Source organism: Bartonella sp. AC70YNML (genome assembly GCF_042196545.1).
Lineage (GTDB): Bacteria > Pseudomonadota > Alphaproteobacteria > Rhizobiales > Rhizobiaceae > Bartonella.
Map to the genome: position 1 here is coordinate 1 of NZ_JBHIQK010000006.1, position 21,178 is coordinate 21,178.

The 21,178-nt window shown below is 34.8% G+C and carries 18 protein-coding genes and 1 tRNA gene; 8 read left to right on the plus strand and 11 right to left on the minus strand.

What is annotated here, in order from left to right:
• Window positions 1–192: 192 nt before the first annotated feature.
• Window positions 193–269, minus strand: a tRNA-Met gene (locus tag ACFIMU_RS05335).
• A gap of 161 nt (window positions 270–430) precedes the next feature.
• On the opposite strand from ACFIMU_RS05335, the gene ACFIMU_RS05340 reads away from it, so the two are divergent.
• Together ACFIMU_RS05340 and ACFIMU_RS05345 are read left to right on the plus strand one after the other, a co-directional pair.
• A complete protein-coding gene (locus tag ACFIMU_RS05340) occupies window positions 431–1,387 on the plus strand; it encodes a Gfo/Idh/MocA family protein (RefSeq protein WP_375606925.1) in 957 nt (318 codons plus the stop codon).
• A 49-nt stretch (window positions 1,388–1,436) separates the two neighbouring features.
• Window positions 1,437–2,555, plus strand: coding sequence for a DegT/DnrJ/EryC1/StrS family aminotransferase (locus tag ACFIMU_RS05345; protein WP_375606926.1), 1,119 nt, complete (start codon window positions 1,437–1,439; stop codon window positions 2,553–2,555).
• Window positions 2,556–2,869: 314 nt separating this feature from the next.
• Here the strand turns inward: ACFIMU_RS05345 and ACFIMU_RS05350 are convergent, their stop codons facing one another.
• From ACFIMU_RS05350 to ACFIMU_RS05360, 3 genes are read right to left on the minus strand one after another with little or no spacing between them, the layout of a single operon-like run.
• On the minus strand, window positions 2,870–3,136 hold the full coding sequence (locus ACFIMU_RS05350; protein ID WP_375696880.1) for a hypothetical protein: 267 nt from the start codon (window positions 3,134–3,136) through the stop codon (window positions 2,870–2,872).
• Entirely contained in the window at window positions 3,126–3,512 is a 387-nt protein-coding gene (locus ACFIMU_RS05355) for a hypothetical protein (protein WP_375606928.1), read from the minus strand. Before ACFIMU_RS05355 ends, ACFIMU_RS05350 begins: the two co-directional genes overlap by 11 nt.
• Before the next feature lie 27 nt (window positions 3,513–3,539).
• The gene (locus ACFIMU_RS05360) at window positions 3,540–4,136 is read right to left on the minus strand and encodes a DUF1134 domain-containing protein (RefSeq protein ID WP_375606929.1); all 597 of its coding nucleotides are present in this window, start codon (window positions 4,134–4,136) and stop codon (window positions 3,540–3,542) included.
• 214 nt (window positions 4,137–4,350) lie between these two features.
• Between ACFIMU_RS05360 and chpT the strand changes: the two genes are divergently transcribed.
• A complete protein-coding gene (chpT, locus tag ACFIMU_RS05365; RefSeq protein ID WP_375608212.1) occupies window positions 4,351–4,989 on the plus strand; it encodes a histidine phosphotransferase ChpT in 639 nt (212 codons plus the stop codon).
• 221 nt (window positions 4,990–5,210) lie between these two features.
• On the opposite strand, the gene ctrA is transcribed toward chpT, so the two are convergent.
• Window positions 5,211–5,912, minus strand: coding sequence for a response regulator transcription factor CtrA (ctrA, locus tag ACFIMU_RS05370; RefSeq protein ID WP_375606931.1), 702 nt, complete (start codon window positions 5,910–5,912; stop codon window positions 5,211–5,213).
• Window positions 5,913–6,475: 563 nt separating this feature from the next.
• Between ctrA and ACFIMU_RS05375 the strand changes: the two genes are divergently transcribed.
• Complete coding sequence (locus ACFIMU_RS05375) at window positions 6,476–6,862, plus strand: flagellar export protein FliJ (protein ID WP_375606932.1); 387 nt, start codon at window positions 6,476–6,478, stop codon at window positions 6,860–6,862.
• A 139-nt stretch (window positions 6,863–7,001) separates the two neighbouring features.
• Here ACFIMU_RS05375 and ACFIMU_RS05380 read toward each other — a convergent pair whose 3' ends face one another.
• A complete protein-coding gene (locus ACFIMU_RS05380; RefSeq protein WP_273790817.1) occupies window positions 7,002–7,277 on the minus strand; it encodes a DUF1153 domain-containing protein in 276 nt (91 codons plus the stop codon).
• Window positions 7,278–7,681: 404 nt separating this feature from the next.
• Between ACFIMU_RS05380 and mnmA the strand changes: the two genes are divergently transcribed.
• Window positions 7,682–8,905, plus strand: coding sequence for a tRNA 2-thiouridine(34) synthase MnmA (gene mnmA, locus ACFIMU_RS05385; protein WP_375606934.1), 1,224 nt, complete (start codon window positions 7,682–7,684; stop codon window positions 8,903–8,905).
• A gap of 280 nt (window positions 8,906–9,185) precedes the next feature.
• On the opposite strand, the gene ACFIMU_RS05390 is transcribed toward mnmA, so the two are convergent.
• On the minus strand, window positions 9,186–9,995 hold the full coding sequence (locus ACFIMU_RS05390) for a TrmH family RNA methyltransferase (protein WP_375606935.1): 810 nt from the start codon (window positions 9,993–9,995) through the stop codon (window positions 9,186–9,188).
• A gap of 754 nt (window positions 9,996–10,749) precedes the next feature.
• Between ACFIMU_RS05390 and ACFIMU_RS05395 the strand changes: the two genes are divergently transcribed.
• Window positions 10,750–11,658: a cation diffusion facilitator family transporter gene (locus tag ACFIMU_RS05395; protein WP_375615069.1), complete on the plus strand. Its 909-nt coding sequence runs from the start codon at window positions 10,750–10,752 to the stop codon at window positions 11,656–11,658.
• A gap of 1,293 nt (window positions 11,659–12,951) precedes the next feature.
• On the opposite strand, the gene ACFIMU_RS05400 is transcribed toward ACFIMU_RS05395, so the two are convergent.
• Window positions 12,952–13,791, minus strand: a complete 840-nt coding sequence (locus ACFIMU_RS05400) for an N-acetylmuramoyl-L-alanine amidase-like domain-containing protein (protein ID WP_375606937.1) — start codon at window positions 13,789–13,791, stop codon at window positions 12,952–12,954.
• A gap of 547 nt (window positions 13,792–14,338) precedes the next feature.
• On the opposite strand from ACFIMU_RS05400, the gene ACFIMU_RS05405 reads away from it, so the two are divergent.
• The gene (locus ACFIMU_RS05405; protein WP_375606938.1) at window positions 14,339–15,559 is read left to right on the plus strand and encodes an MFS transporter; all 1,221 of its coding nucleotides are present in this window, start codon (window positions 14,339–14,341) and stop codon (window positions 15,557–15,559) included.
• An 856-nt stretch (window positions 15,560–16,415) separates the two neighbouring features.
• Here ACFIMU_RS05405 and carA read toward each other — a convergent pair.
• Complete coding sequence (gene carA / locus ACFIMU_RS05410) at window positions 16,416–17,612, minus strand: glutamine-hydrolyzing carbamoyl-phosphate synthase small subunit (RefSeq protein ID WP_375608215.1); 1,197 nt, start codon at window positions 17,610–17,612, stop codon at window positions 16,416–16,418.
• A 258-nt stretch (window positions 17,613–17,870) separates the two neighbouring features.
• On the opposite strand from carA, the gene ACFIMU_RS05415 reads away from it, so the two are divergent.
• Entirely contained in the window at window positions 17,871–18,323 is a 453-nt protein-coding gene (locus ACFIMU_RS05415; RefSeq protein WP_375606940.1) for a GatB/YqeY domain-containing protein, read from the plus strand.
• Between the two features lie 676 nt (window positions 18,324–18,999).
• Here ACFIMU_RS05415 and ubiC read toward each other — a convergent pair.
• Together ubiC and ACFIMU_RS05425 are read right to left on the minus strand one after the other, a co-directional pair.
• Window positions 19,000–19,506 (minus strand): chorismate lyase, encoded by a 507-nt coding sequence (gene ubiC / locus ACFIMU_RS05420; RefSeq protein WP_375606941.1) that lies wholly within the window; start codon window positions 19,504–19,506, stop codon window positions 19,000–19,002.
• A 1,153-nt stretch (window positions 19,507–20,659) separates the two neighbouring features.
• Window positions 20,660–20,911: a GlsB/YeaQ/YmgE family stress response membrane protein gene (locus tag ACFIMU_RS05425; RefSeq protein WP_375606942.1), complete on the minus strand. Its 252-nt coding sequence runs from the start codon at window positions 20,909–20,911 to the stop codon at window positions 20,660–20,662.
• Window positions 20,912–21,178: the final 267 nt, after the last annotated feature.

Consider the following 21,178-nt stretch of genomic DNA (forward strand, 5'->3'; position numbering starts at 1 on the left):
CCCTTTGAGAACACCTTTAAAACTCTTTGAAAAAAAATGAATTGGTACAAAACCTAGTGGCAAAATATACAAAACCTGCTGGCTAGCTACAATGAATTGGTACAAAACCTAGTGGCAAAATATACAAAACCTGCTGGCTAGCTACACAAGCTACACTGGCAAGCTACAACAAAACCCGCTGGAAAGCTACAATGGTAGCGGAGGAGGGATTTGAACCCCCGACACAAGGATTATGATTCCTCTGCTCTAACCTACTGAGCTACTCCGCCAAAATAAGCAATCATAATTGTCAATAATTACATCTTTTGCGGATATAAGGGGTAGAATAGTAAGATGTCAAGCATCGTTTTGAAGCTTTTTTCTTGTCATTCTATTTTATCCTCGATATGTAAGTGTAGTTTTATATGATAAAGTAAGGTAAGGCGTAAAAATGGTGCCACGTGTAGCGGTTTTAGGATGCGGTCATTGGGGTGGAAATCATATAAAGACACTTCACTCTCTTGGGGCTTTAGCAGCAGTTTCTGATATTGATAGTGATCGTGCTGCCAGTTTTGCAACACTGTATGGTGTGGAGATTATTAAACCAGATGATCTTTTTGCTCATAGAGATATTGATGCACTGGTGTTGGCGCTGCCTCCACAATTTCACACGCAAAATGTGCTGCGTGCTGTTAAAAATGGTAAAGATGTTTTGGTGGAAAAACCAATAGCCTTGAATGTTTCTGATGCTAAACGCCAAGTTCAGGAGGCTGAGGCCTATGAGCGAGTTTTTATGGTGGGCCATATTTTGCGTTTTCATCCAGCTTTTGAAAAAATGTGTGAATTGGTGAAAAACGGAGATGTGGGAGATGTGCGATATATTTATTCTCATAGATTAGGCTTTGGAAAATTTCACACACACAGTGATGCTTTATGGGATCTTGCCCCTCATGATCTCTCAATGATTTTGGCGTTGACAGGATGTGAGCCTTCCGAAATTCGTGGTGAGGGCGCTGCTGTCGTTGATCAGATTTCTGATTTTTCTCATATTCATATGACTTTTCCAAATGGTGTGCGTAGTCATCTTTTTACTTCACGCTTGAGTTCTTATCGTGAGAGGCGTTTAATTGTTGTTGGAACAAAGGCTATACTCGTTTTTGATGATATGGAACCGTGGAGTCGTAAATTGGCAATGCACCATTTTGCCGTTTGGAAAGAAAATCAAGAGTGGGCTTTTAGCATGGATGAGCTGAATTACATTGATGTTTGTGAAGATTTGCCGCTTACTTGCGAATTACGGCATTTCCTTCATTGTATTGAAACGCGTCAATCGCCTCGTACAAATGGTGATGATGCTATTGCGGTTTTACGGATTTTAACAGCTGCTGATATCAATTATGATAGATAAAAGAGATAGGTAGCGCTTTTGCATTCTTGTGATGATCAATGGAGTTAATATGCAATTCATCGACCTTGGGGCGCAGCGTGCGCGTATTGAAGATAAAATTAATTCTGCAATTGCGCATGTAGTCGCTAGTGGTAAGTATATTTTGGGGCCAAAAGTAACAGAATTTGAAGAGAAATTGGCAGAATATCTTGGCGTTAAACATGTGATTGCATGTGCTAATGGAACAGATGCTTTGAAGATGCCTCTTATGGCTAAAAATATTGGTCCAGGGGATGCTGTTTTTTGTCCTAGTTTTACGTTTTCTGCAACGGCTGAAGTGGTTGCTTTGGTGGGGGCTAAACCTGTTTTTGTTGATGTTTTACCTGATACATTCAATATTGATGTTGAAAAACTTTCTCATGCAATTGAAATGGTAAAAAAAGAAGGACGTCTAAAGCCAAAAGCTCTTATTGCTGTTGATTTGTTTGGGCTGCCTGCTGACTATGTGCAAATTGCTCAAGTAGCAGCAAAGGAAAATCTTTTTGTGATTGAAGATGCTGCACAATCTATGGGCGGAAGAAGCGGTAATACTATGTGTGGTGCTTTTGGTGATGTAGCGGCCACAAGTTTTTATCCTGCAAAACCATTAGGATGTTATGGTGATGGAGGTGCTATGATGACCAATGATGATCATTTGGCAGAACTTTTACGTTCTATTTTGTTTCATGGTAAAGGTGAAACGCAATATGATAATGTCCGTATTGGTATGAATTCGCGCTTAGATAGCATTCAAGCTGCAATTTTATTAGAAAAGTTTGTTATCTTTGAAGATGAAATGCAAAAGCGTGTAGAAATTGCTCAACGTTATTCCGATGGCTTAAGAGATATTGTTACAGTTCCAGAAATAGGAGAAAATATTCGTTCTGCTTATGCACAATATACGATTAAGGTAAAAGAACGTGATAAACTAAAAGATTTTTTACAAAAAAATTATATTCCTACAATGGTTTATTATAAAACTCCTTTACATAAACAGCCTGCTTATAAACATTTTCCTTATGTCACAGATTCTCTTTCTGTTTCAGAGTCTTTAGGAGATTGTGTTTTAAGTTTACCCATGCATCCTTATTTAACGCAGAATGATCAGGATATGATTATTCAGAAAATAAAAGACTTTTATTATTCTTGAGAGAGTTCTTTTATCTTTAAAAATATGTAAAAGCTTTATGAATGGATCCATTTTAGAAAATATTTTTATTAGAGTGTGTGGCAAATGTTTTTAAGTATAATTGTCTGGACTCATGAAATGTTGTCTTTTAGGGCGGTGATATGATCAGCAAGGAGAACCAGCGAGACAAGAAGATGTTTTTTTTACAAAACGGCGTGGATTTAAGAAAATTTGTTCTTTCGTTTAGTGAGAAAGCCACGTTTAATAAAAAATATTTCGGTTATGAGAGCTCTTTGTTGATTTCACTCTTCATTTAAGGTGTTTTTAAAGACAACTTATTTAAGGGGGACTTGGGAGAGAAGCTTTATTTTTTGGCGAATACGTGATGCTAGGTCATTTTTGCTTTTGGATTTTTGAATCAATGTGTTGATGGGTGATGTATTCCCCTCTTGTAGTGCTATGTGAGCTGCCAATGTTGCTGCAAGTTCTTTTGTTTCTTCTCGGAGTTCTTCTAGCAATTGCTGGTTAGCGGTCGTGTCCAGCTCATGAGTTTGGATTTTTTGTAAGTGTTGCTGATAGTGTGCGACTTTTTCACGCATCATTTGTCTTTCCTTTGGAAGTGTGTAGTGTGGCGATATTTTGTTTGATTGCTATCGCTTCTTTGGTGAGAGTATCTTTTGTGGGGAGGCATAGCCGATAAAATTGTTCTGTTACTTGGCTCAGTTGTATTTTTTGTTGGACATATTTTTTTTGCAAAAATTCGTACTTTTTTTGGTTGTTTGCTAATTCTACAGCATGTTGTGCACGAAGAAAATCGTGATTTGCTTCTATTTCCGCGAGTGATAATGGCATTTTCGCACAAACATCTTTATACGCAAAATGAACGGCTTTACGCCAAATAAAAGGAGATAAAAGCACCAGTAACCAGGAAGTAAAAGCAACTCCAAGTATAAAAAAAAGAAATGATTGAATAAGCATAATACCCCTTTTCAAATAAGAAACCGTTTAAAACGGATTCCATGTCGGTTTAGGTGTTAATTTTAAATATCCTATATTGATACCAAGGCGAGCGCCGACTCCTGTACGTATTGGGATTAACAAGGTATTATGGTATTTGAGGACATGAAAACCAACACCTGCAATTAAATAGGCCGAACCTGAAATACCTCCATAGCGTCTCCATAAATTATTTATGCCATTAAGATTGTAAACTAAGATCATTAAACGGGAGCCTTGTCCGCCAAAATCCCATCCTACTGAGGGACCTTGCCAAAAAACTTTATGTTGACCATAGCTTTTGGTAAAAACCATTCCTTCGCCATAGGTTAATCCAGCAAAAAAGGCACCAGAAGCTTCTTCTCCTAAAATATAGGCATTGGGATAACCGTATTTTGAAAAAATATTTTGAATTGCAACAGCCAGACCACTGGCTGTTTTTCCAAAAAAAATATGACCAGAATCAATAATTTCTTGGAGTGAATAATGAGGTTCGTTTTGCTCTATTGGTTTTAGTCGAGCTTGTGTAGTGTTTATGGTGATGAATAAAAGGAAGATTAAAGATATAATATTTTTGTACCAGTATTTGAGCAGAGAGAGAGCCATAGAGTTTTCTCCTTTTATTAGTGATAAACAAAAAGATAATATTAGAATTTTCATTCTATTCAAATAAAAAATAAGATATAAGGTTATTTAAATTCTTGAATTTATTTCTAAATTTTTTAGCATGATTGTTAATGTTTCCTATTATGCATCAGATGTTAAGAGTTTTTCTTTAAAATAAAGTTTGTTTTTTTGAATCTAGGAGTTTTCAATCATTATGACGTTAGATATTTTTTTGAAGCCTATGGATCTTGCTGCTTTGCTTTGTAGTCGTATTTGCCATGATTTGATTTCACCTGTGGGGGCTATTCAAAATGCAATGGAGCTTTATGATGAAGGAGGAGCTGAAGAAGATGCTTTACAATTGGTGCGTTTATCCGTTGCGAGTGCTGCTGCACGTCTACAATTTGCGCGATTAGCTTTTGGTTTTGCTGGTGCAAGTGGAGGACAAATAGATACACGGGCTGCAGAGCAGGTTGCTCAGCAATATATGAAAGAAGAAAAAGCAACTTTAAAATGGCAAGCTTCTTCTTTATTGTTAGCAAAAGATGAAGTTAAACTTTTGCTTAATTTATTATTGATTGCAAACGCAACAGTTTCTCGTGGTGGTGAAATTGTTGTTATGATTTTGCAAGAAGAAAATAAACGTTCTTTTCGATTTGAGGTTTTCGGTAGAACTCTCCGTATACCCCCTCATTTTCTTGCGTTATTTCGTGGAGAAGTTCAAGAAGAGCTTATTGATGCACATGTCATCCAATTTTATTACACAATGTTACTTGCTCAGATGACAGAGATGAAAATAAATATTGATGAAAGTGATGGTTGTATTGTTTTAGAAAGTGTAAAAAAGCTTTGAATAAGAGAGAAGCGCTTAAGCTGTGTTGGGAAAAGTGGCTTCGATTGAACTTATGAGTGATAAGGTTATATGTGTAAATTGGGTGTGGTTACTTCTTAAGCTTTAAGCGCTTTCTATATGAGATTTTTTGTGTGCGAGTCTCTACTTTTAAAAGAGAAAAGATCTCGGAAAAAATCTCGGCCCGCTACACTCCGAGATTTTACAATGTGCATGTTCACTGCTTAAGCGGTTTTTCGTACGTTCTCTTCAACTGGATCACGTAATACATAACCACGTCCCCAAACTGTATCAATGTAATTTACACTGGAAGAGACTGCTTCCAATTTTTTCCGCAATTTACAGATAAAAACATCGATAATCTTTAGTTCTGGTTCATCCATTCCACCATAGAGATGATTGAGAAACATTTCCTTGGTAAGGGTGGTACCTTTGCGTAAAGAGAGAAGCTCTAACATTTGGTATTCTTTACCGGTTAAATGAACAGGGCGCCCTGCAACTTCGACAGTTTTTGTGTCAAGGTTAACGGTGAGATCTCCGGTAACAATAACCGATTGTGCATGCCCTTTTGAACGACGAACAACTGCATGGATACGTGCAATGAGCTCATCCTTATGAAAAGGCTTCGTCATATAGTCGTCTGCTCCAAAGCCAAAACCACGAACCTTGTCTTCAATGGCATTCATACCAGAAAGGATTAGGACAGGAGTTTTTATTTTTGCCAACCTTAGAGTCCGCAAGACATCATACCCTGACATGTCAGGCAAATTCAGATCAAGCAAAATGATATCATAATCATAGAGTTTTCCCAAATCGATACCTTCTTCACCCAGATCAGTGATATAAACATTAAAGTTAGCCGACTTTAACATCAACTCAATGCTTTGAGTAATTGCTCTATCATCTTCAATTAATAATACGCGCATTTTAGATCCCTCACTTTGCTCCTTCACGAATCATAAGGAGCATTTCTATTTTATATCAGTTAGCAAAACCACTGTTATAAAAACAATTCATTAAATCAAACACTTATAACAAAGCGTTTATGAACATTTCAGTAGTACGCGTAACAATCACTACTAAATTCCCCACTATCCATGATAGTGGTTAACAAAATATTTTTATTTTTGAAAGAGGCTACAAAATTATTTTAGAAAAATCCTATATTTTTTAACATAATAAAAAAGGAGGACTTTTTTATAAACTTTAACTTAAAAAAAAATTGTAAAAGAGCTTTATAAATTACTTTTTTACAATTTCAGTGTTTATTTACTGAGCTTTAAACCTCTTCAGTTTATAATGGGGGAAAAGTTAAAGAAATAGTTATTACTCTTTAAAGCAGATTGTATTTTCAGATGCTTTAATGAAAGGCAGAAATTATTATAATTTCAAGTTAATAGACTGTTTTTGTCGGATAGATATATAACTAAAAGATATTTATTGGGTGTAAATGCGAGTTTTGAGTTGGCGCAATCAAGGAGTAGTGAGTATGAAGCCACGAGAAAATATGGTGCGATTGAGGATGTTTCAAGTGCGTGGAAAGCGCCGTGAAATTGCACAGCTTGAGATGATGATCGCAGAATTTGAACGAATGGTGTTAGAGTTGGAAGCACAGATTACTCATGAAGAACGTAAATCTGGAAACAATGATGTTCACCATTTTGCTTATTCTGCTTTTGCGCGTGCAGCGCGGCAAAGACGTGATAATCTGATCAATTCAATTCGTGATTTAGAACTTCAAAAAACAAATGCTGAAATTGCTCTCCATGAAGCTAATACAGAGCTGCAACGTGCACAGCTTTTGGAAGCACGAGAAAAGAAGATTGCTGCGGATGATAAGGATATTTTGATTCAATCTAATTCAATGGTTGGCTAATTTAATGGCTGGATGATAAAAGCAATTATTGAAAAATCCATTCTTTCAGGTTTATCTTTTGGATATAGTATAAAACAGCCAAACTTTTATCAAGTTTAGCTGTTTTATGGATTGCTTTATGTTATTAATCAATGGCAACTTAATGCCTGTAGTGTTGAATCTTGGTCGTTCGTAATCCCGCTAAACCGTGTTCATCGATTAAACTTTGCCATGAAAGAAATTCTTCTACAGTCAAAGTATAACGGTGGCACGCTTCGTCAAGACTTAATAATCCACCTCTGACAGCCGCAACAACTTCAGCTTTGCGACGAATCACCCAGCGCCGTGTTGTTTGCGGCGGTAGGTCGGCAATTGTAAGCGGACTTCCATCTGGCCCAATAACATATTTCATTTGTGTTTTTATCAAGTTGCTCATTCGTATCCTCTACCTTTAGTCAAGGACTTGATTCGTTTATAGAGCATGAAATTTAAAAAAGAGCTAAAAGCGCTGAAAGAAAAAATTAATAAAGTGATTGGGTATGTAAAAAGAAGCTCAAGTTGAAGTGTTAGAAGAGATTCTTGCAATATTTTACTGGATTTTTCAAAAGAGAAAAAAGGTTTTCTAAAAGGATTTCTCCTAAACAATTACCATTATGCCTTATTTCCATCATTCTTTTTTTGTTTGCAGCAGCTTTTTAGAATGTGATGCTATGGTTGTGGAAAGGATAAAAAAACAATATAAAGAGCAATTAATAGTATAAAAGTGGCAAAGAACGCGCATCAGAATATTAATAATAGATGGGTATCCATTAAAGAGAGCATTAAATAGAGAATGAATACATGTTTTTAAACAGCCTTGATTTACCAGGACAACCTGAGGATTCTCGCATTGTTGTTGCAATGTCGGGGGGGGTTGATTCATCGGTTGTTGCAGGTCTTTTGAAAAAGGAAGGGTATAATGTTATTGGCATTACGTTGCAGCTTTATGATCATGGGGAAGCAACGCATCGGGTGGGGGCGTGTTGTGCAGGACAAGATATTGAAGATGCTCGCCGCGTCGCAGAAACACTAGGAATACCGCATTATGTTCTTGATTATGAAAAGCGCTTTCGCGAAGCTGTTATTGATCCTTTTGCAGAAAGTTATGCTCATGGAGAGACCCCAGTACCATGTATTGCATGTAATCAAACGGTTAAGTTTGCTGATTTATTAGCAACGGCACGCGAATTGGGGGCAGATGCTTTGGCTACGGGACATTATATTCGTTCGCGTTCCCACGGAGCGCATCGAGCACTCTTTCGTCCTCTCGATAATGATCGTGATCAGAGTTATTTTCTCTTTGCAACGACACAAGAACAGATTGATTATTTGCGTTTTCCACTTGGTGACCTTCCAAAAGCCCGCGTTCGTGAAATGGCAGCAGAAATGGGCTTTGTGGTTGCCAATAAGCATGATAGTCAGGATATTTGTTTTGTTCCACAAGGAAAATATTCAGATGTTATCGCAAAACTGCGTCCAGAAGCAGCTAATCCTGGCGTTATTGTCCATATTGATGGAAAGATTTTAGGTAAACATTCGGGAATTGTTAATTATACTGTTGGTCAACGTCGTGGTATTGGGGTGTCAACGGGTGAAGCGCTGTATGTGATTTATCTCGATGTGGAAAATGCACGTGTTATTGTTGGACCGCGTGAAATGTTAGAAACGCATAAGCTTTTTTTACGTGATGTGAATTGGCTTGGTGATGAACCGTTAGATAATTTCCCTTCTCAAGGTATTGAGGTGGCTGTAAAGGTGCGTTCAACGCGTCCTCCTCACCTTGCGCGCTTACATTATAAAGAAGGTATTTTTTCCGTTGATCTGTTGGAATGTGAAAATGGTGTGGCACCAGGGCAAGCTTGCGTTCTTTATGATGGAAATGGTCATGAGGCGCGTATTCTTGGGGGAGGATTTGTAACACATTCAGAACGTGCGGCCGATACTGAAATGATGTTGAAGCGCGTTTTATGCAATCTTGAAACAAAAGATTCTGTTTCCTCAGAACTAAAAACAACAGCTTTATAAAGCATAGTGAATTGATTTATAATGATATTTTTTAATCTTAAACTTGAATGAGAGACTTCCGGAAAATTTTCTCATTGAAAGTTTATTTTATGATTGAATCCATCAAAATTATATCTTCTGCATTTCATAAGCGGGGTTAGGGTGTGGAAAATGATTATAAAGAAAATGTGAAAATGTTTTTTATCAATGTTTTCAAAGGCTAGGGAACGGTAATATTATTGGAGACTGGTAGATAACACACAACATTGGATATGTTCTATAACTTGAAGTGTTATCATCTTTAGGGGTCAAAGTTAGTAAAATGGGCAAGTGCAATACCTGAGGCTGTGGCAACATTAAGGCTGTCAAAACCGTCAGTCATGGGAATACGTAAGGTGTTTGATTGTTGTAGTATATGGGGTGGTAAGCCATCGCCTTCTGTTCCAAAAATAAGTGCTATTCTTTTGGTTTTGTTGGCTTGTTTGAGAGTGTGTGAGGCAGAAGGGGAGAGTGCATAAAGATGAAAGTTTTCATCGTTTAGAGCAGCTATAATGTCATCTATATCAGCGTTTTGCGTATAGGGTACTTTTAAAGCAGCGCCGGCAGAAACTCTTATTGATTTGCGATAAAGTGGATCGCATGAGGTTTTGTCGACAATAATGCCATTACTGGCAAAGGCTGCTGCATTACGAAAAATTGATCCCATATTATCGTGATTCGAGATACCACATAAAACAAGAATCAAAGCTTTTTCTGGAAGATATTGTAAAAAACTTTGTAAGGATGGCAGTATTTTGCGTTTACCAATACCCAGAACACCACGATGAACATGGAAGCCGGTGATATTATCCATAACTTTTTGTGGAACGCAATAAATGGGACATAGGGGCTGTGTTTTTTCTAAAAGCGGTAGAAGTCCAGAGAGACGGTTTGCTACGATGAGCAGTGAGATGGCAGAAAACTCTTTTGAGTGTAGTAATGCGGACAATGTTACTTTGCCTTCAGCAATAAATTGATGTTGCCGTCCAACAAGATCTTTTTCACGGATATTATGATAGGCTTTTAGGCGTGGATCATCTGTTTCATTGATTGTTATGATATTCAAATGCATGGCGAGATTTTTAGTGCTTTTTTCTTATGATTTCCAGATGTTTGAATTTGTTTTATTTTAAAAAAAAGAGATAAAAAAATATTTTTAAAACTTATGGTAGAATTTGTATTGACAATATACAACCATAGGTATACAGTAAAAGTACTGATACGGAATCATATATTTTTCTTGTATCGGGTGCAGTGTCTTGGGTCCCCGCTATTTCCCAAGTTCTGTATGCCCTTAATTTCTAAGGGAAAAGAATCTGGGTCCCCAATGCCCAGATTCTTTTTTTTTGAGGGTAATCATTGTTCTTCTTTTTATATCTAAATTTTTTAGTAAATCATATTTTAAAATCCAGTTGACCTGTAAGGTTACCGTAGAGTGCTAAGATATTTTTTCTAAGGTGCAAAGATGGCTTATAATGCACATCATAAGACTAAAAAAATGCATGATTATGATAGATTTGAGCAAAAACAAGTTTTTCGTTTATGAGAAGTGAGATGGCTTTAAGTTATTCAGAAAACGATTAATAATGAAGGTTATGTGTTTGATTGCTCTTGGGAAAGCTCTTCTTTCTATTATTTTCTCTCTTCTTTATTTATTGGTGCTGTTCGTGTAACTGAGCAGTTTTTACGATAATAATGGTGAGCTGAAGCGTTTATTGTATGATGAAGCTTCTGTAATATTGAGGAAAGATCGTCGTTATGCCAAAAGTATAATGATATGGTTGAAAATATTAATTCCCTATTTCGTGAAGAAAAGGATGAGGTTCATGGATGTAAAAATCAATATACAAAGCTTAACTTTATACTCTATTTTTATTGCGTGTATTGTTTTTGCTTTGAAATATTGGGCATATCACATCACAGGTTCGGTTGCACTTTATTCTGATGCATTGGAATCAATCGTTAATATCCTTGCGTCATTGGCAGCATGGTGGGCTGTTAAAGTGAGTATGAAGCCAGCAGATCATGATCATCCCTTTGGGCATCATAAAGCGGAATATTTTTCCGCAATTCTTGAAGGGGTACTCATTATTATTGCGGCAATTGTTATTTTAAGAGAAGCATGGATAGCTCTTTCGACCGTTAAATTGTTGCAGAAACCTGGAATATGGCTTGCTATTCATCTTATTGCAACTGTCATAAACTGTATGTGGGGAATGGTTCTTATTGGGCAGGGAAAACTCCATCGCTCACCGGCTCTTAAAGCTGATGGAGTACATTTTATAACAGATGTTTTTACGTCGCTTGCAATTTTAATTGGTTTGATTGCCGGTTTTGTCGGAGGATGGGGAGCTTTAGATCCAATTTTAGCGATAATCGTTGCCGTTAATATTCTCTTACAGGGCTGGAAGGTGATTAGAAATGCTGTTCAGGGATTAATGGATGTTGGTGTTGAATTGAATGAAAGCATGCGGATTCGGGAGCTGATTTCTGCAAATGCATCGGGTGCGCTTGAGGTCCATGATTTGCGGACGCGTGTTGCTGGGAGGGTTACTTTTATAGAGTTTCATTTGGTTGTGCCTTCTGTAATGCAGGTAGGAGAAGCACATAAAATTTGTGATAAAATCGAAGCTGTTCTTCAAAAAGAATTTGATAATGTACGTATTTCTATTCATGTCGAGCCTGAAGATGAGGCAAAATTGCCTCCCGGTACAACGGTAATCCCTTTTATATAAAAAGATTTTTCAAATTGTCTGTTATGTTAGACTGTTTTTTTATGATGGGGTGATTCATATCTCTCGAAAATACAATGATGCTCTTTCGTTGATTTAATTTTTGCATTAATCAAGTATACAAGGTTAAACAGAGTATTTAAGGCAAGATTTATTCTATGTCGTTAAAACACTGCCATTTAAGGTGTGGTGAGATAAGGCATATAAAGTTTGATCTATTAAGTGTTTCTAGAGTATGGAGTAAATATTCAAAATAGGATTTGCCGGTGTATTCTTTTGTAAGTGAATCTCATGAAATGGTTAGCAGCTTAAATTCACTTAAGAAAACGGATTGTTTACAGACTGTCAGGAGTAGATGTTTCATTGCTTAGGGAGAAGAGGAGTGAAGCCTTCGTAATAAGTTTAATGAGATTTAATTGTAAATTTTATATAAAAGTTATGAATAGAATTTTAAAGTTTGTGATCATAGATTAATCATCATTATTGTTGCTAATAAATGTGTTGTTTTATCGATACAATGTGTTCTGTTTTGAGTGTTCTTTATTACATGAAGGATGGGGATACATTAAAGAATGAAAAAACAAAAAATAATGCTCATATCTCTACTCTTTAAAGGATATTATTGTCGTTGCTGTAGAAAATCGCAAAGCTGGACTAAAGAATGATGCTAAAGATAGAGACTGGTTTTTAATTGATACTTTCATATTTTTATTTCAATCTGGTATCAAAATTTTACAAGGACTCGTACAGTACTGGTGCATTTTGATCATAAATATGCTGCTATATCAGGGCTATTTTAATTTATAGACAACAACAAAAAGAAAAGACTTTATAAGGAAAACAATGCTATAAAGTCAAAAATTTATACGCAATAAATTAGAGAGGTAGATCGAATTTTTATAAAATACTTTATAGACAATAACCAAACATATCTGGCTTTACTTTTACTTATATTTACAAACATTCGTTTGTGTATTTTTCGTTATATTTGTAAAGATCAGATTAGCTGTAATCTATAGATAACTTTTGGTTGAGAATATGAAAAGAAAGCGTGATACTATAGTAGAGTTTTTTCTGTCTTTATCTTTCAATAAGTAAAAGTGATTACAAATTCGTAATTTCTCCAAAAATGATTTTGTCATACCTATAAACAAAGTTAGATCAAAATGACTTTTTTCTCTTAAAACTGTAAACAAATATATTGTATCCGGATAGCTTGAACGAAGTTAGATGTTTGTCGGAATAACGACAGTATATATTTTAAGAATAGAGAAGATATTCCATATCGCTATGATGTTATTCAAGGGCTCTTAAAACGACGATTCCTGGTGTTTTTGCAACATAATCCATAAAAGGGGTATCGACGACTTTTTCATTTTCTTTGTGTGAAGGAGCATGTCGTAACATTGGCCCTTTATCTGTCATGATAAAGAAACTTACATGTGTTACATCCAATCCAGCAAGTTTTGCATAAATGCCAATGAAATCCCCTGATTTTAAACGGCTTATAACCTCTTCATTAATAAAGTTACTTGGAATATACGTTATTGTGCGTTTCACAACTGGAAGTCCAGGAAGATAGCGTCTATCATCAGCTTTTTTATTGAGATATTTTTCTACGCTGACTGCATGAGGACTTATTTCAGCGGTAATATCAGTGGCGAGTTTATATTCTCTATAAGCCCAGTCTGTAAAAAAATGTTTTCGGTTTAAAAAGTGAACATTACCCTTAATGTAACGCGTTTTTATGATGTTATTTATGAATTCTTTTGGGGTTGTTGATTTGCGCAATGCTTCAATATAATCCATACAAATGAAGTTATCTAAGCTTCTAAAATCAATAATCAGTTTTTCTGGTGTATTTTCTGAGCCATGTAACATATGGGCTTTGTAAGGTGTTCCTAAAAAAGCTTCAGAAAGAAAGTCAATCATGGCTCCTTTTTCGTGATCATTTATTTCTGAACGTTTTTTGAGAAGAGCATTTAATTTATTTAAAGTATAGGGATCTAGCTCTACGCTGGTTGTTTGTTGTGTTTCTATTTTATTTTCTATCCCCCCCTCTTGTGAATAAGAATTTTCGACATCACGTCCTATCACTAACATTAAAGTGATAATTAATAGGGATATTTTTCGCATTTTATACACCATTTTTGAATTTAACAGTTTATGGACAACACGTACTAAAAGAACTGTTTTCTTATGCTTATTAGCATTTAAATGTAATAATAACATATAATCTTGATTTATTCAATAAATATAAACAATTTTTACAGTATTAATATATTTTTACTATGATTATTAAAGTTTTAAATTATTATATGGTATTGATGTATCTAATAGAGTTTATGTTTTAAAATTTAGCAGTATGAGAAGTGATAATAATGTATTATAAAATTAATCATAATATCTCCAAAGTTATTTTAATACTCTGTGTTTTACTATTAATTATTCATTATTTATTCTCATAAATATTTTTTCATTTAATATAAAAGATATTTTTATATTTTGATAATGATATATCAAGTAAAAAATAATTTTATATTTTTATCTTGACTCTTTTTGTAATTTTTACTTTGTTATTATATTATATGTGAAAAATATACGGTATAGAATACTTTTAAAAGGAAAAGGGAGTTAAAATAGAGCGGGGGAGTCATTGTATGCGTAAAATAGTGTGTATGTTATGCAAGACCAAATGCTCAATCCGAAATTTGTTCAGCGTGGGCTCATTTTAGTGTTCATCACTTTATTGTTAGATATTCTTTGTATTGCGATCATTTGTCCTGTTTTGCCTGAATATTTTTCTCAGTTAACTGGAAAAGATGTCAGTGCATCTTTTGTAGAAAGAGGAAAATTACTTGCTGCTTACTCAGTGATGCAGTTTTTGTTTGCTCCTGTTATTGGTAATCTCTCTGATCGTTATGGTCGTCGTCCTATTTTGCTTGTCTCTATTATCTGCTTTGCTCTTGATAATCTCATATGTGCTATAGCATGGAGCTATTCTATGTTATTTATCGGGCGTCTTTTATCGGGGATAAGTGGCGCTAGTTTTGCAACTTGTACAGCTTATCTTGCCGATATATCCGATGATAAAACCCGTACGCGCAATTTTGGTCTGTTAGGCGTTGCATCCGCATTGGGGTTTATTTTAGGATCGTTTATTGGTGGTTTTTTAGGTCAGTTTGGTCCGCGTATTCCGTTTTATTTTGCTGCTGGTTTTTCACTCATTAATTTTATTTTTTCTTGGGCTATGATTCCAGAAACTCTTTCTTTATGGAATAGGCGCTTTTTTGATATTAAGCGGGCAAATCCCTTAGGTGCTTTTTGGCACCTGAAACAATATCCGATGGTTCTTTGGGTATTATTGGTCTTTTTTCTTTATTGGTTTGCGGAATCTGTATGGTTAAGCATTTGGGCGTTCATTGCAAAAGAACGCTATGATTGGAGTTCTTTTTCTATTGGGATCTCCTATAGTGTTTTTGGAATAGGCCAATTTATTGTAGTCGCTCTCATTTTGCCTTATTTTTCTAAACGATGGAGTGATTGGCATATTGTTATAGTGGGGCTTTTGTTTGCCTCCGTTGCTATGCTGGGCTATACATTTGCGACGCAGGGGTGGATGGTTTATATGGTTTGTGCGTGCACAATGCTTGAATATCTTGTTCAGGCACCTATACGTGCTATTGCTTCAGCGCAGGTACCAACAAATGTACAAGGAGAACTGCAAGGAGCAATGACATCTGTTATTTCGTTAAGTTTAATATTTGGTTCTGTTTTTTATGTGTTTCTCTTTGAATGTTTTACAGATAAAAATGCACTGTTTTATTTTTCTGGTGCTCCTTTTATAGGAGGTTTTTTGCTTCTTGTCATTGCAACGGTCATTTTTGCCTTGCGGGTACGTTAATGTGTTGAGAGGGGTTGGTATGTACTATTTTGCTAGAGAATGCACAAGATAAACTTTATAGGAAGAAAGTTTTTGGGATGTTTGTTTTGCAAAGTGTTGTTAAAATATCGATATATCCTTTTCATTTAGTGAAAATAATTTTTTTATTTTGTCATATTGTTTGTATAGGGGAGCCCGTATTTTTTCTATTGCTTGCAAATTAATATTCAGTGCTAATGCAGCAGCATATTGAAAACAAAGATTAAAATGTATCTGAGTTAGATGTATCAGTATTGTATGAACAATTCCAAATTTTATAGGGCAAATTGGAAGTAAAATATTACTTATATTTGTTGGCATCACTTCTGGAATCAAAAGAAAATCTCATTTTGGAAGAATATAAAGTTGTAAAATTGAAAAGATTTTTTCTGTTTTGCTATTACTTTTTTATTCGGCTTTACAGTTTTCAAAACCATCTACGGCAATATCTTTTAAAAAGTAGAGATTTGTTGCATTGCCTCACAATTTAATTTTTTTATTCTTTAGTAGGAATTATACTTCTCATGCACAATATAATTCTTAAAATTGTATTGTGAATCCAATATTTATTTGAAGGTTAGACACTTTACTCTTTTTAAAAATAGTTTTTATCGACACACTTATCTTGCTTGGGGGGGAGAAGCCAATGATTTTGATGGATACGACCTTAAGAGAAGAGGAATGAGAAAAATTTAAGCTATTCAGTGCGCTCTTTTTAGTTTCAGAATGATAAATAAGAATATTTATTCAATAAGTTGTAGGTATAAAAATAATATAATTGTGCGTAGGAAGATAATATAATTTAAAGGAGAGAAGCTAAAAGGTGAGGCTTTTTATTTTAAGATATTTTTTTATAATTCATAATGAGATCACTAAAATGCTGAAAGAGGTAGTGGCTATCTTGTGGTCCCGGAGAAGCTTCGGGGTGGTATTGAACAGAAAAAACAGGTTTTCCAATGATTCGAATACCACAGTTTGAACCATCAAAGAGAGAAATATGTGTTTCTTGAACATGTTGTGGTAAAGAGGTAGAATCTATGGCAAAACCGTGATTCATCGATACAATCTCAACTTTTCCAGTGTTAAGGTCTTTAACTGGGTGGTTGGCACCATGATGTCCTTGGTGCATTTTCACGGTCTTTGCACCAACCGTAAGAGCGAGAAGTTGATGACCAAGACATATTCCAAAAACTGGTAAATTATGATCAATTAATGTTTTGATTGTTGGAACGGCATATTGAGCCGTAGCTGCGGGGTCTCCTGGTCCATTAGAAAGAAAAACGCCATCAGGGTTCATTGCCAGAATTTCTTTTGCAGTTGTGTGGGCAGGTACAACAGTAATGCGGGCTTTTTGTGTTGCCATAAGGCGAAGAATATTGCGTTTAATACCATAGTCAATGGCAATGATATGAAGATTGTGCACATTGTTTGTACCGTATCCTTTATTCCAACTCCATGTTTTTTCATCCCATTGCATTGATGATTGAGATGTCACATCTTTCGTAAGGTCAAGATTGACGAGACCATGCCATTTTTGCGCACGCCTCTTTAAAGAAGGAATATCAAAATTTCCATTAGCATCATGTGCAATGACAGCATTTTGTGCACCTTTTTCACGAATAAGAATTGTGAGCGCACGTGTGTCAATACCACAAAGTGCAATAATTTTACGCGTTTTAAGCCATTGATTAAGATTTTCATTGGCACGGTAATTTGAGGGATTTGTAATGTCTGCCTTGAAAATAGCGCCAACAGCACCATGACAATTGAGAGGAGAGAGATCTTCAATATCTTCGCTATTTGCCCCTACATTTCCTATATGAGGAAAAGTAAAATTAACGATTTGTTGTGTGTATGACGGGTCGGTGAGGATTTCTTCATAGCCTGTGATGGCGGTGTTAAAACACACTTCAGCTTCAGCGATACCTGTAGCACCTGCTCCTTTACCTTCAATAATGGTTCCATCTGCTAAGACTAAGAGGGCTGTAGGTTTTTTGATACTCCAAGGGTGGCTGGGTGAAGTTGTTTGTATCATAGTATGTATCCACAATTTATTCCCTGAAAGGTATAATGATCAACTTTACACAAAAATCATACCTTTAACAGATGCGGTGTATATTATTCTGGTAACGTTTCGCTTGAAGTAGGCAGTATAAGTACATTCAATGAAGAGGTAAAGTCTTGTTTTAGCTTTTCGAAGATCGAGTCCTTAATTATTTTTTTATCCTCCATTGCAAGATGGATAAAGATTGGTTAAAAGGCATCTTCTTCTTGAACAAAATTGGATAAACTTATGTTGCGTAACCAGATTGATGGGGCTCTTAGGGCTGCTTTGAAAGCGCAAGATAGTGCGCGTCTTGCTACACTTCGTTTAATGAATGCTGCAATTAGGGATCGTGATATTCTTTATTATGATGAAGGGAAGCTAGAAGTGGATGATCAGCAGATACAGTCTGTTTTCACTAAAATGCTTCAACAGCGTGAAGAATTGATGCGAGCCTATAAAGAGTCTGGTTGCTTGGAATTGGCAGAGAGAGGACAAGCAGAAATAGAAGTTATTCGTGAATTCCTTCCCTATCAACTTAAGGAGATGGAAGTAGAACAAGTTCTTTGTGAAGCTTTGGCACAAACAAAGGCTGAAAAATTACGCGATATCGGTAAGGTGATGGCATGGCTTAAGGAACGGTATGCGGGGCAAATGAATTTTTCTAAAGTGTGCAATAGTCTTCGTAAGAAATTGCAATAGATCTTGTTAATTCAAGGGGATTGGAAAATATTTTTTATTGTGCGTCGCCTTTGTAAGTTAGTAGGATGTTAATAAATTTCATTTATTTTGTACACACATACTATTATCAAAAAAATAACTTTTTGATATCAACTAAACTTTTTAGGCTCTCATAGAGCAATGAAACATCTTTTATGTATTATATTTTCTGTTTTTCAAAGCTTTTAGACCATTAAAAAACAAAAATATTATAGAGTTTTTACTTTTTTAAAAAGATCTATTGTCAGCACTGTTAAAAATTTCAAAATAGGATGATTAAGCTAATTGATACAGATTTCCAATTTTGGAGAGTGTATTATTGTCTTTTTTGCTGTTTCAAAGCATTTTTTTGATAAAGAGTTTCCGTATTTTAGAGTGGTGATTATTCAGCAAGAAATTTAAATATAGATGGTTTTATCAATATGGTGTGTATCTTTTTAATTCAAGTACTGGTTTTAATGATAAGAAAATCAAAACTTTAAAACGTTTTTTCTAGGTAAGAGATTTTTAAGTTGAGTTTATGAAATAAAAAGATCTTTTGAAAAGAAGCCTTTGTTTGTAATGTGTTCTTGAGATAATTTTGAAATTCTTTTCTCTGATTAAATCCCTTATAAGCTATATAAAATCTATAAATTATGCAGAATCAAATGAGTAACCTCTATTTGTGGGGATACAGTGGTGAATCTGTTAAAAATAGTTCAGTTAGCAACAATGGCTTATCCGTTAACCGCAAGCGGGAACGACGTGCCCATAGCGCACCTTGTTGACCAATATGAATGTAATCGCGGGTTAATTTGTCATTGTTAAATAAATAATGTCCTAGAGGTACAGTTCCCAAATGCATTAAGGCTTGATTGTGTAGGAGGGTTTCTTGTGGAATTACAGTGCGTCCAAGGAGCCAAGGTTTATTATCTCCCATTAATATGACTTCACGTAGCCAATAACGCGCACTTTCGGGGATATGCTCTGCTTCTTCTGTTAATTTATCTCGCGTAATAAAACATTCGCGTTGTGGTTGAACTTGGAGGCAGGTACAATATTTCTTTAATCGAAGCGTCATTGAGCCCGATTCCATGAGCCAATTGCGAACGTTTTCTGGTATTGGAGGACTTTGATCAGAAAACCACTTTAGAGGTGGTAAGATGGAATCTTCAAGATAAGACATCGTTTTACTCCACAGCTAAAGTCTTATTCCATATGTTATGTTGGGTTAAATAGATAGCTCTATTGTAATACAAGGAGTATAAAAGCAGCAAGATTTTAACAGGAAGATATCAAAGGGAAAATCGAAAGCAAAGGTCTTTAAAAGAAGATATGCAGGAAGTATATATTATAGGATTATTTTCATTTAAAAAAGTAAAATAAAGTATTATGTTTTGTTCAAGGCGCTTTCACAATGTGTTACGGAAATTTCTTTATCGCATGAGAGCAATGGGAAAAATGTTTCGTGTTTTAAAATTCGTTTGTAACACATATAAAGAAGAGCTAAAAATTCATCTATGCAAGATGATATAAAGAGGAAGTTTTAAGAGGAACAAAACTTTATTTTATACTTTAGAAAGTGAAGAGATATTCAAATCTTTTGAATTGAGATGTAAAGGTGATCGTATTCTTTATAATAAAGAAGTTTATATTAATGCATATATTTTTATAAAATTTAAAATATATTATATTGTTAAAATTTTGAAATATTACATCACATAATATGTAGTAATTCTATAATAAAGTTATATTAATATTATTCATGTTTACTTATATATTTTTATTATTAAAAATAAATTAAAAACAAATCATAATTTAAGTGTTATATTTATTTTAGATACTATTTTATTTCACAGATTAGGAAAAATTTCTTTATCATTTTGTTCTTGCCATCTCTCTTTATTTCTTAAGATGCAAAAAAGCTCTTCGAGTTTTTCGGTAAAAAGGGTATTGTTGATAAAGTGTATAGGTATTAAGCATTATACGGTAGAATCTTTAATCATCGTTAGTGATTTTTGTAACCTTATGAATTGTTATTACAGTGAGATAAGCTGGATTTGCGCACGTGGTACAAAAATAAGTTCGTATTTCGTTAAAGTAACGCAACATATCTCTCTTGATATGCGTAAGTTTATATAGGTATGAAATGGTGCGTTATAAAGTTCTTTACTGCATTTGGTTTTATAATACGGTGATGGTGTATGCCTAAAATCGCAGCTTAAGCATCTCACCATCATATCAAAATTAGTAACAACAAGTTACAGGGGAATATTTCAAACTCTGCTAGTTGTTTCCTAGTTTTGTATTGAATCCCCAAAAGTGTAAAAATAGATACTCTATGATCGAATTTTTTCTCCTATCCATATAAGAATACAGGCTCCTATAAAACCTGAAATAAGATAGCCAAGCCAACCAGCAAAACTTACACCTAAAAGACTAAAAAGAAAGCTCGCTAGCGCAGCGCCAATAATCCCTAAGATAATATTTAATAATATTCCTGTTTGGCTTTTCATAATATATTGTGCAGCCCAACCTGCAATCCCGCCGATAATAATAGCTGCAATCCAACCGATGTTTGCATTTTCCATGATACCCTCCTTTGCCTGAATTTAAATTGTAACTAGAGTAAACTTTGTAAAAATCAAGGTTTATTCTTTTTTTACCCAGTGGAAAGGATATTTCTGTTAGAGATTTTACTTATTAATTTCCTTTATATTAAAATAATACTCACATTTATATTATATATAATACTTAATAAGTATAAATTATATAATACATTTTAATTTATAAACAAATTAATTAATTGAGAAATATGAATAAAAGAAGAAAATATTAGTGAAAATGTTTTAAGAATT

What these genes read in the sequence shown, in the direction of transcription:
- ACFIMU_RS05405 (WP_375606938.1), top strand. Translation starts at nt 14,339, where the DNA reads ATGCAAGACCAAATGCTCAATCCGAAATTTGTTCAGCGTGGGCTCATT.
- ACFIMU_RS05340 (WP_375606925.1), top strand. Translation starts at nt 431, where the DNA reads ATGGTGCCACGTGTAGCGGTTTTAGGATGCGGTCATTGGGGTGGAAAT.
- ACFIMU_RS05390 (WP_375606935.1), bottom strand. Translation starts at nt 9,995, where the DNA reads ATGCATTTGAATATCATAACAATCAATGAAACAGATGATCCACGCCTA.
- ubiC (WP_375606941.1), bottom strand. Translation starts at nt 19,506, where the DNA reads ATGTCTTATCTTGAAGATTCCATCTTACCACCTCTAAAGTGGTTTTCT.
- ACFIMU_RS05355 (WP_375606928.1), bottom strand. Translation starts at nt 3,512, where the DNA reads ATGCTTATTCAATCATTTCTTTTTTTTATACTTGGAGTTGCTTTTACT.
- ctrA (WP_375606931.1), bottom strand. Translation starts at nt 5,912, where the DNA reads ATGCGCGTATTATTAATTGAAGATGATAGAGCAATTACTCAAAGCATT.
- ACFIMU_RS05395 (WP_375615069.1), top strand. Translation starts at nt 10,750, where the DNA reads ATGGATGTAAAAATCAATATACAAAGCTTAACTTTATACTCTATTTTT.
- ACFIMU_RS05380 (WP_273790817.1), bottom strand. Translation starts at nt 7,277, where the DNA reads ATGAGCAACTTGATAAAAACACAAATGAAATATGTTATTGGGCCAGAT.
- ACFIMU_RS05415 (WP_375606940.1), top strand. Translation starts at nt 17,871, where the DNA reads ATGTTGCGTAACCAGATTGATGGGGCTCTTAGGGCTGCTTTGAAAGCG.
- ACFIMU_RS05345 (WP_375606926.1), top strand. Translation starts at nt 1,437, where the DNA reads ATGCAATTCATCGACCTTGGGGCGCAGCGTGCGCGTATTGAAGATAAA.
- ACFIMU_RS05400 (WP_375606937.1), bottom strand. Translation starts at nt 13,791, where the DNA reads ATGCGAAAAATATCCCTATTAATTATCACTTTAATGTTAGTGATAGGA.
- carA (WP_375608215.1), bottom strand. Translation starts at nt 17,612, where the DNA reads ATGATACAAACAACTTCACCCAGCCACCCTTGGAGTATCAAAAAACCT.
- mnmA (WP_375606934.1), top strand. Translation starts at nt 7,682, where the DNA reads ATGTTTTTAAACAGCCTTGATTTACCAGGACAACCTGAGGATTCTCGC.
- ACFIMU_RS05350 (WP_375696880.1), bottom strand. Translation starts at nt 3,136, where the DNA reads ATGATGCGTGAAAAAGTCGCACACTATCAGCAACACTTACAAAAAATC.
- chpT (WP_375608212.1), top strand. Translation starts at nt 4,351, where the DNA reads ATGACGTTAGATATTTTTTTGAAGCCTATGGATCTTGCTGCTTTGCTT.
- ACFIMU_RS05375 (WP_375606932.1), top strand. Translation starts at nt 6,476, where the DNA reads ATGAAGCCACGAGAAAATATGGTGCGATTGAGGATGTTTCAAGTGCGT.
- ACFIMU_RS05425 (WP_375606942.1), bottom strand. Translation starts at nt 20,911, where the DNA reads ATGGAAAATGCAAACATCGGTTGGATTGCAGCTATTATTATCGGCGGG.
- ACFIMU_RS05360 (WP_375606929.1), bottom strand. Translation starts at nt 4,136, where the DNA reads ATGGCTCTCTCTCTGCTCAAATACTGGTACAAAAATATTATATCTTTA.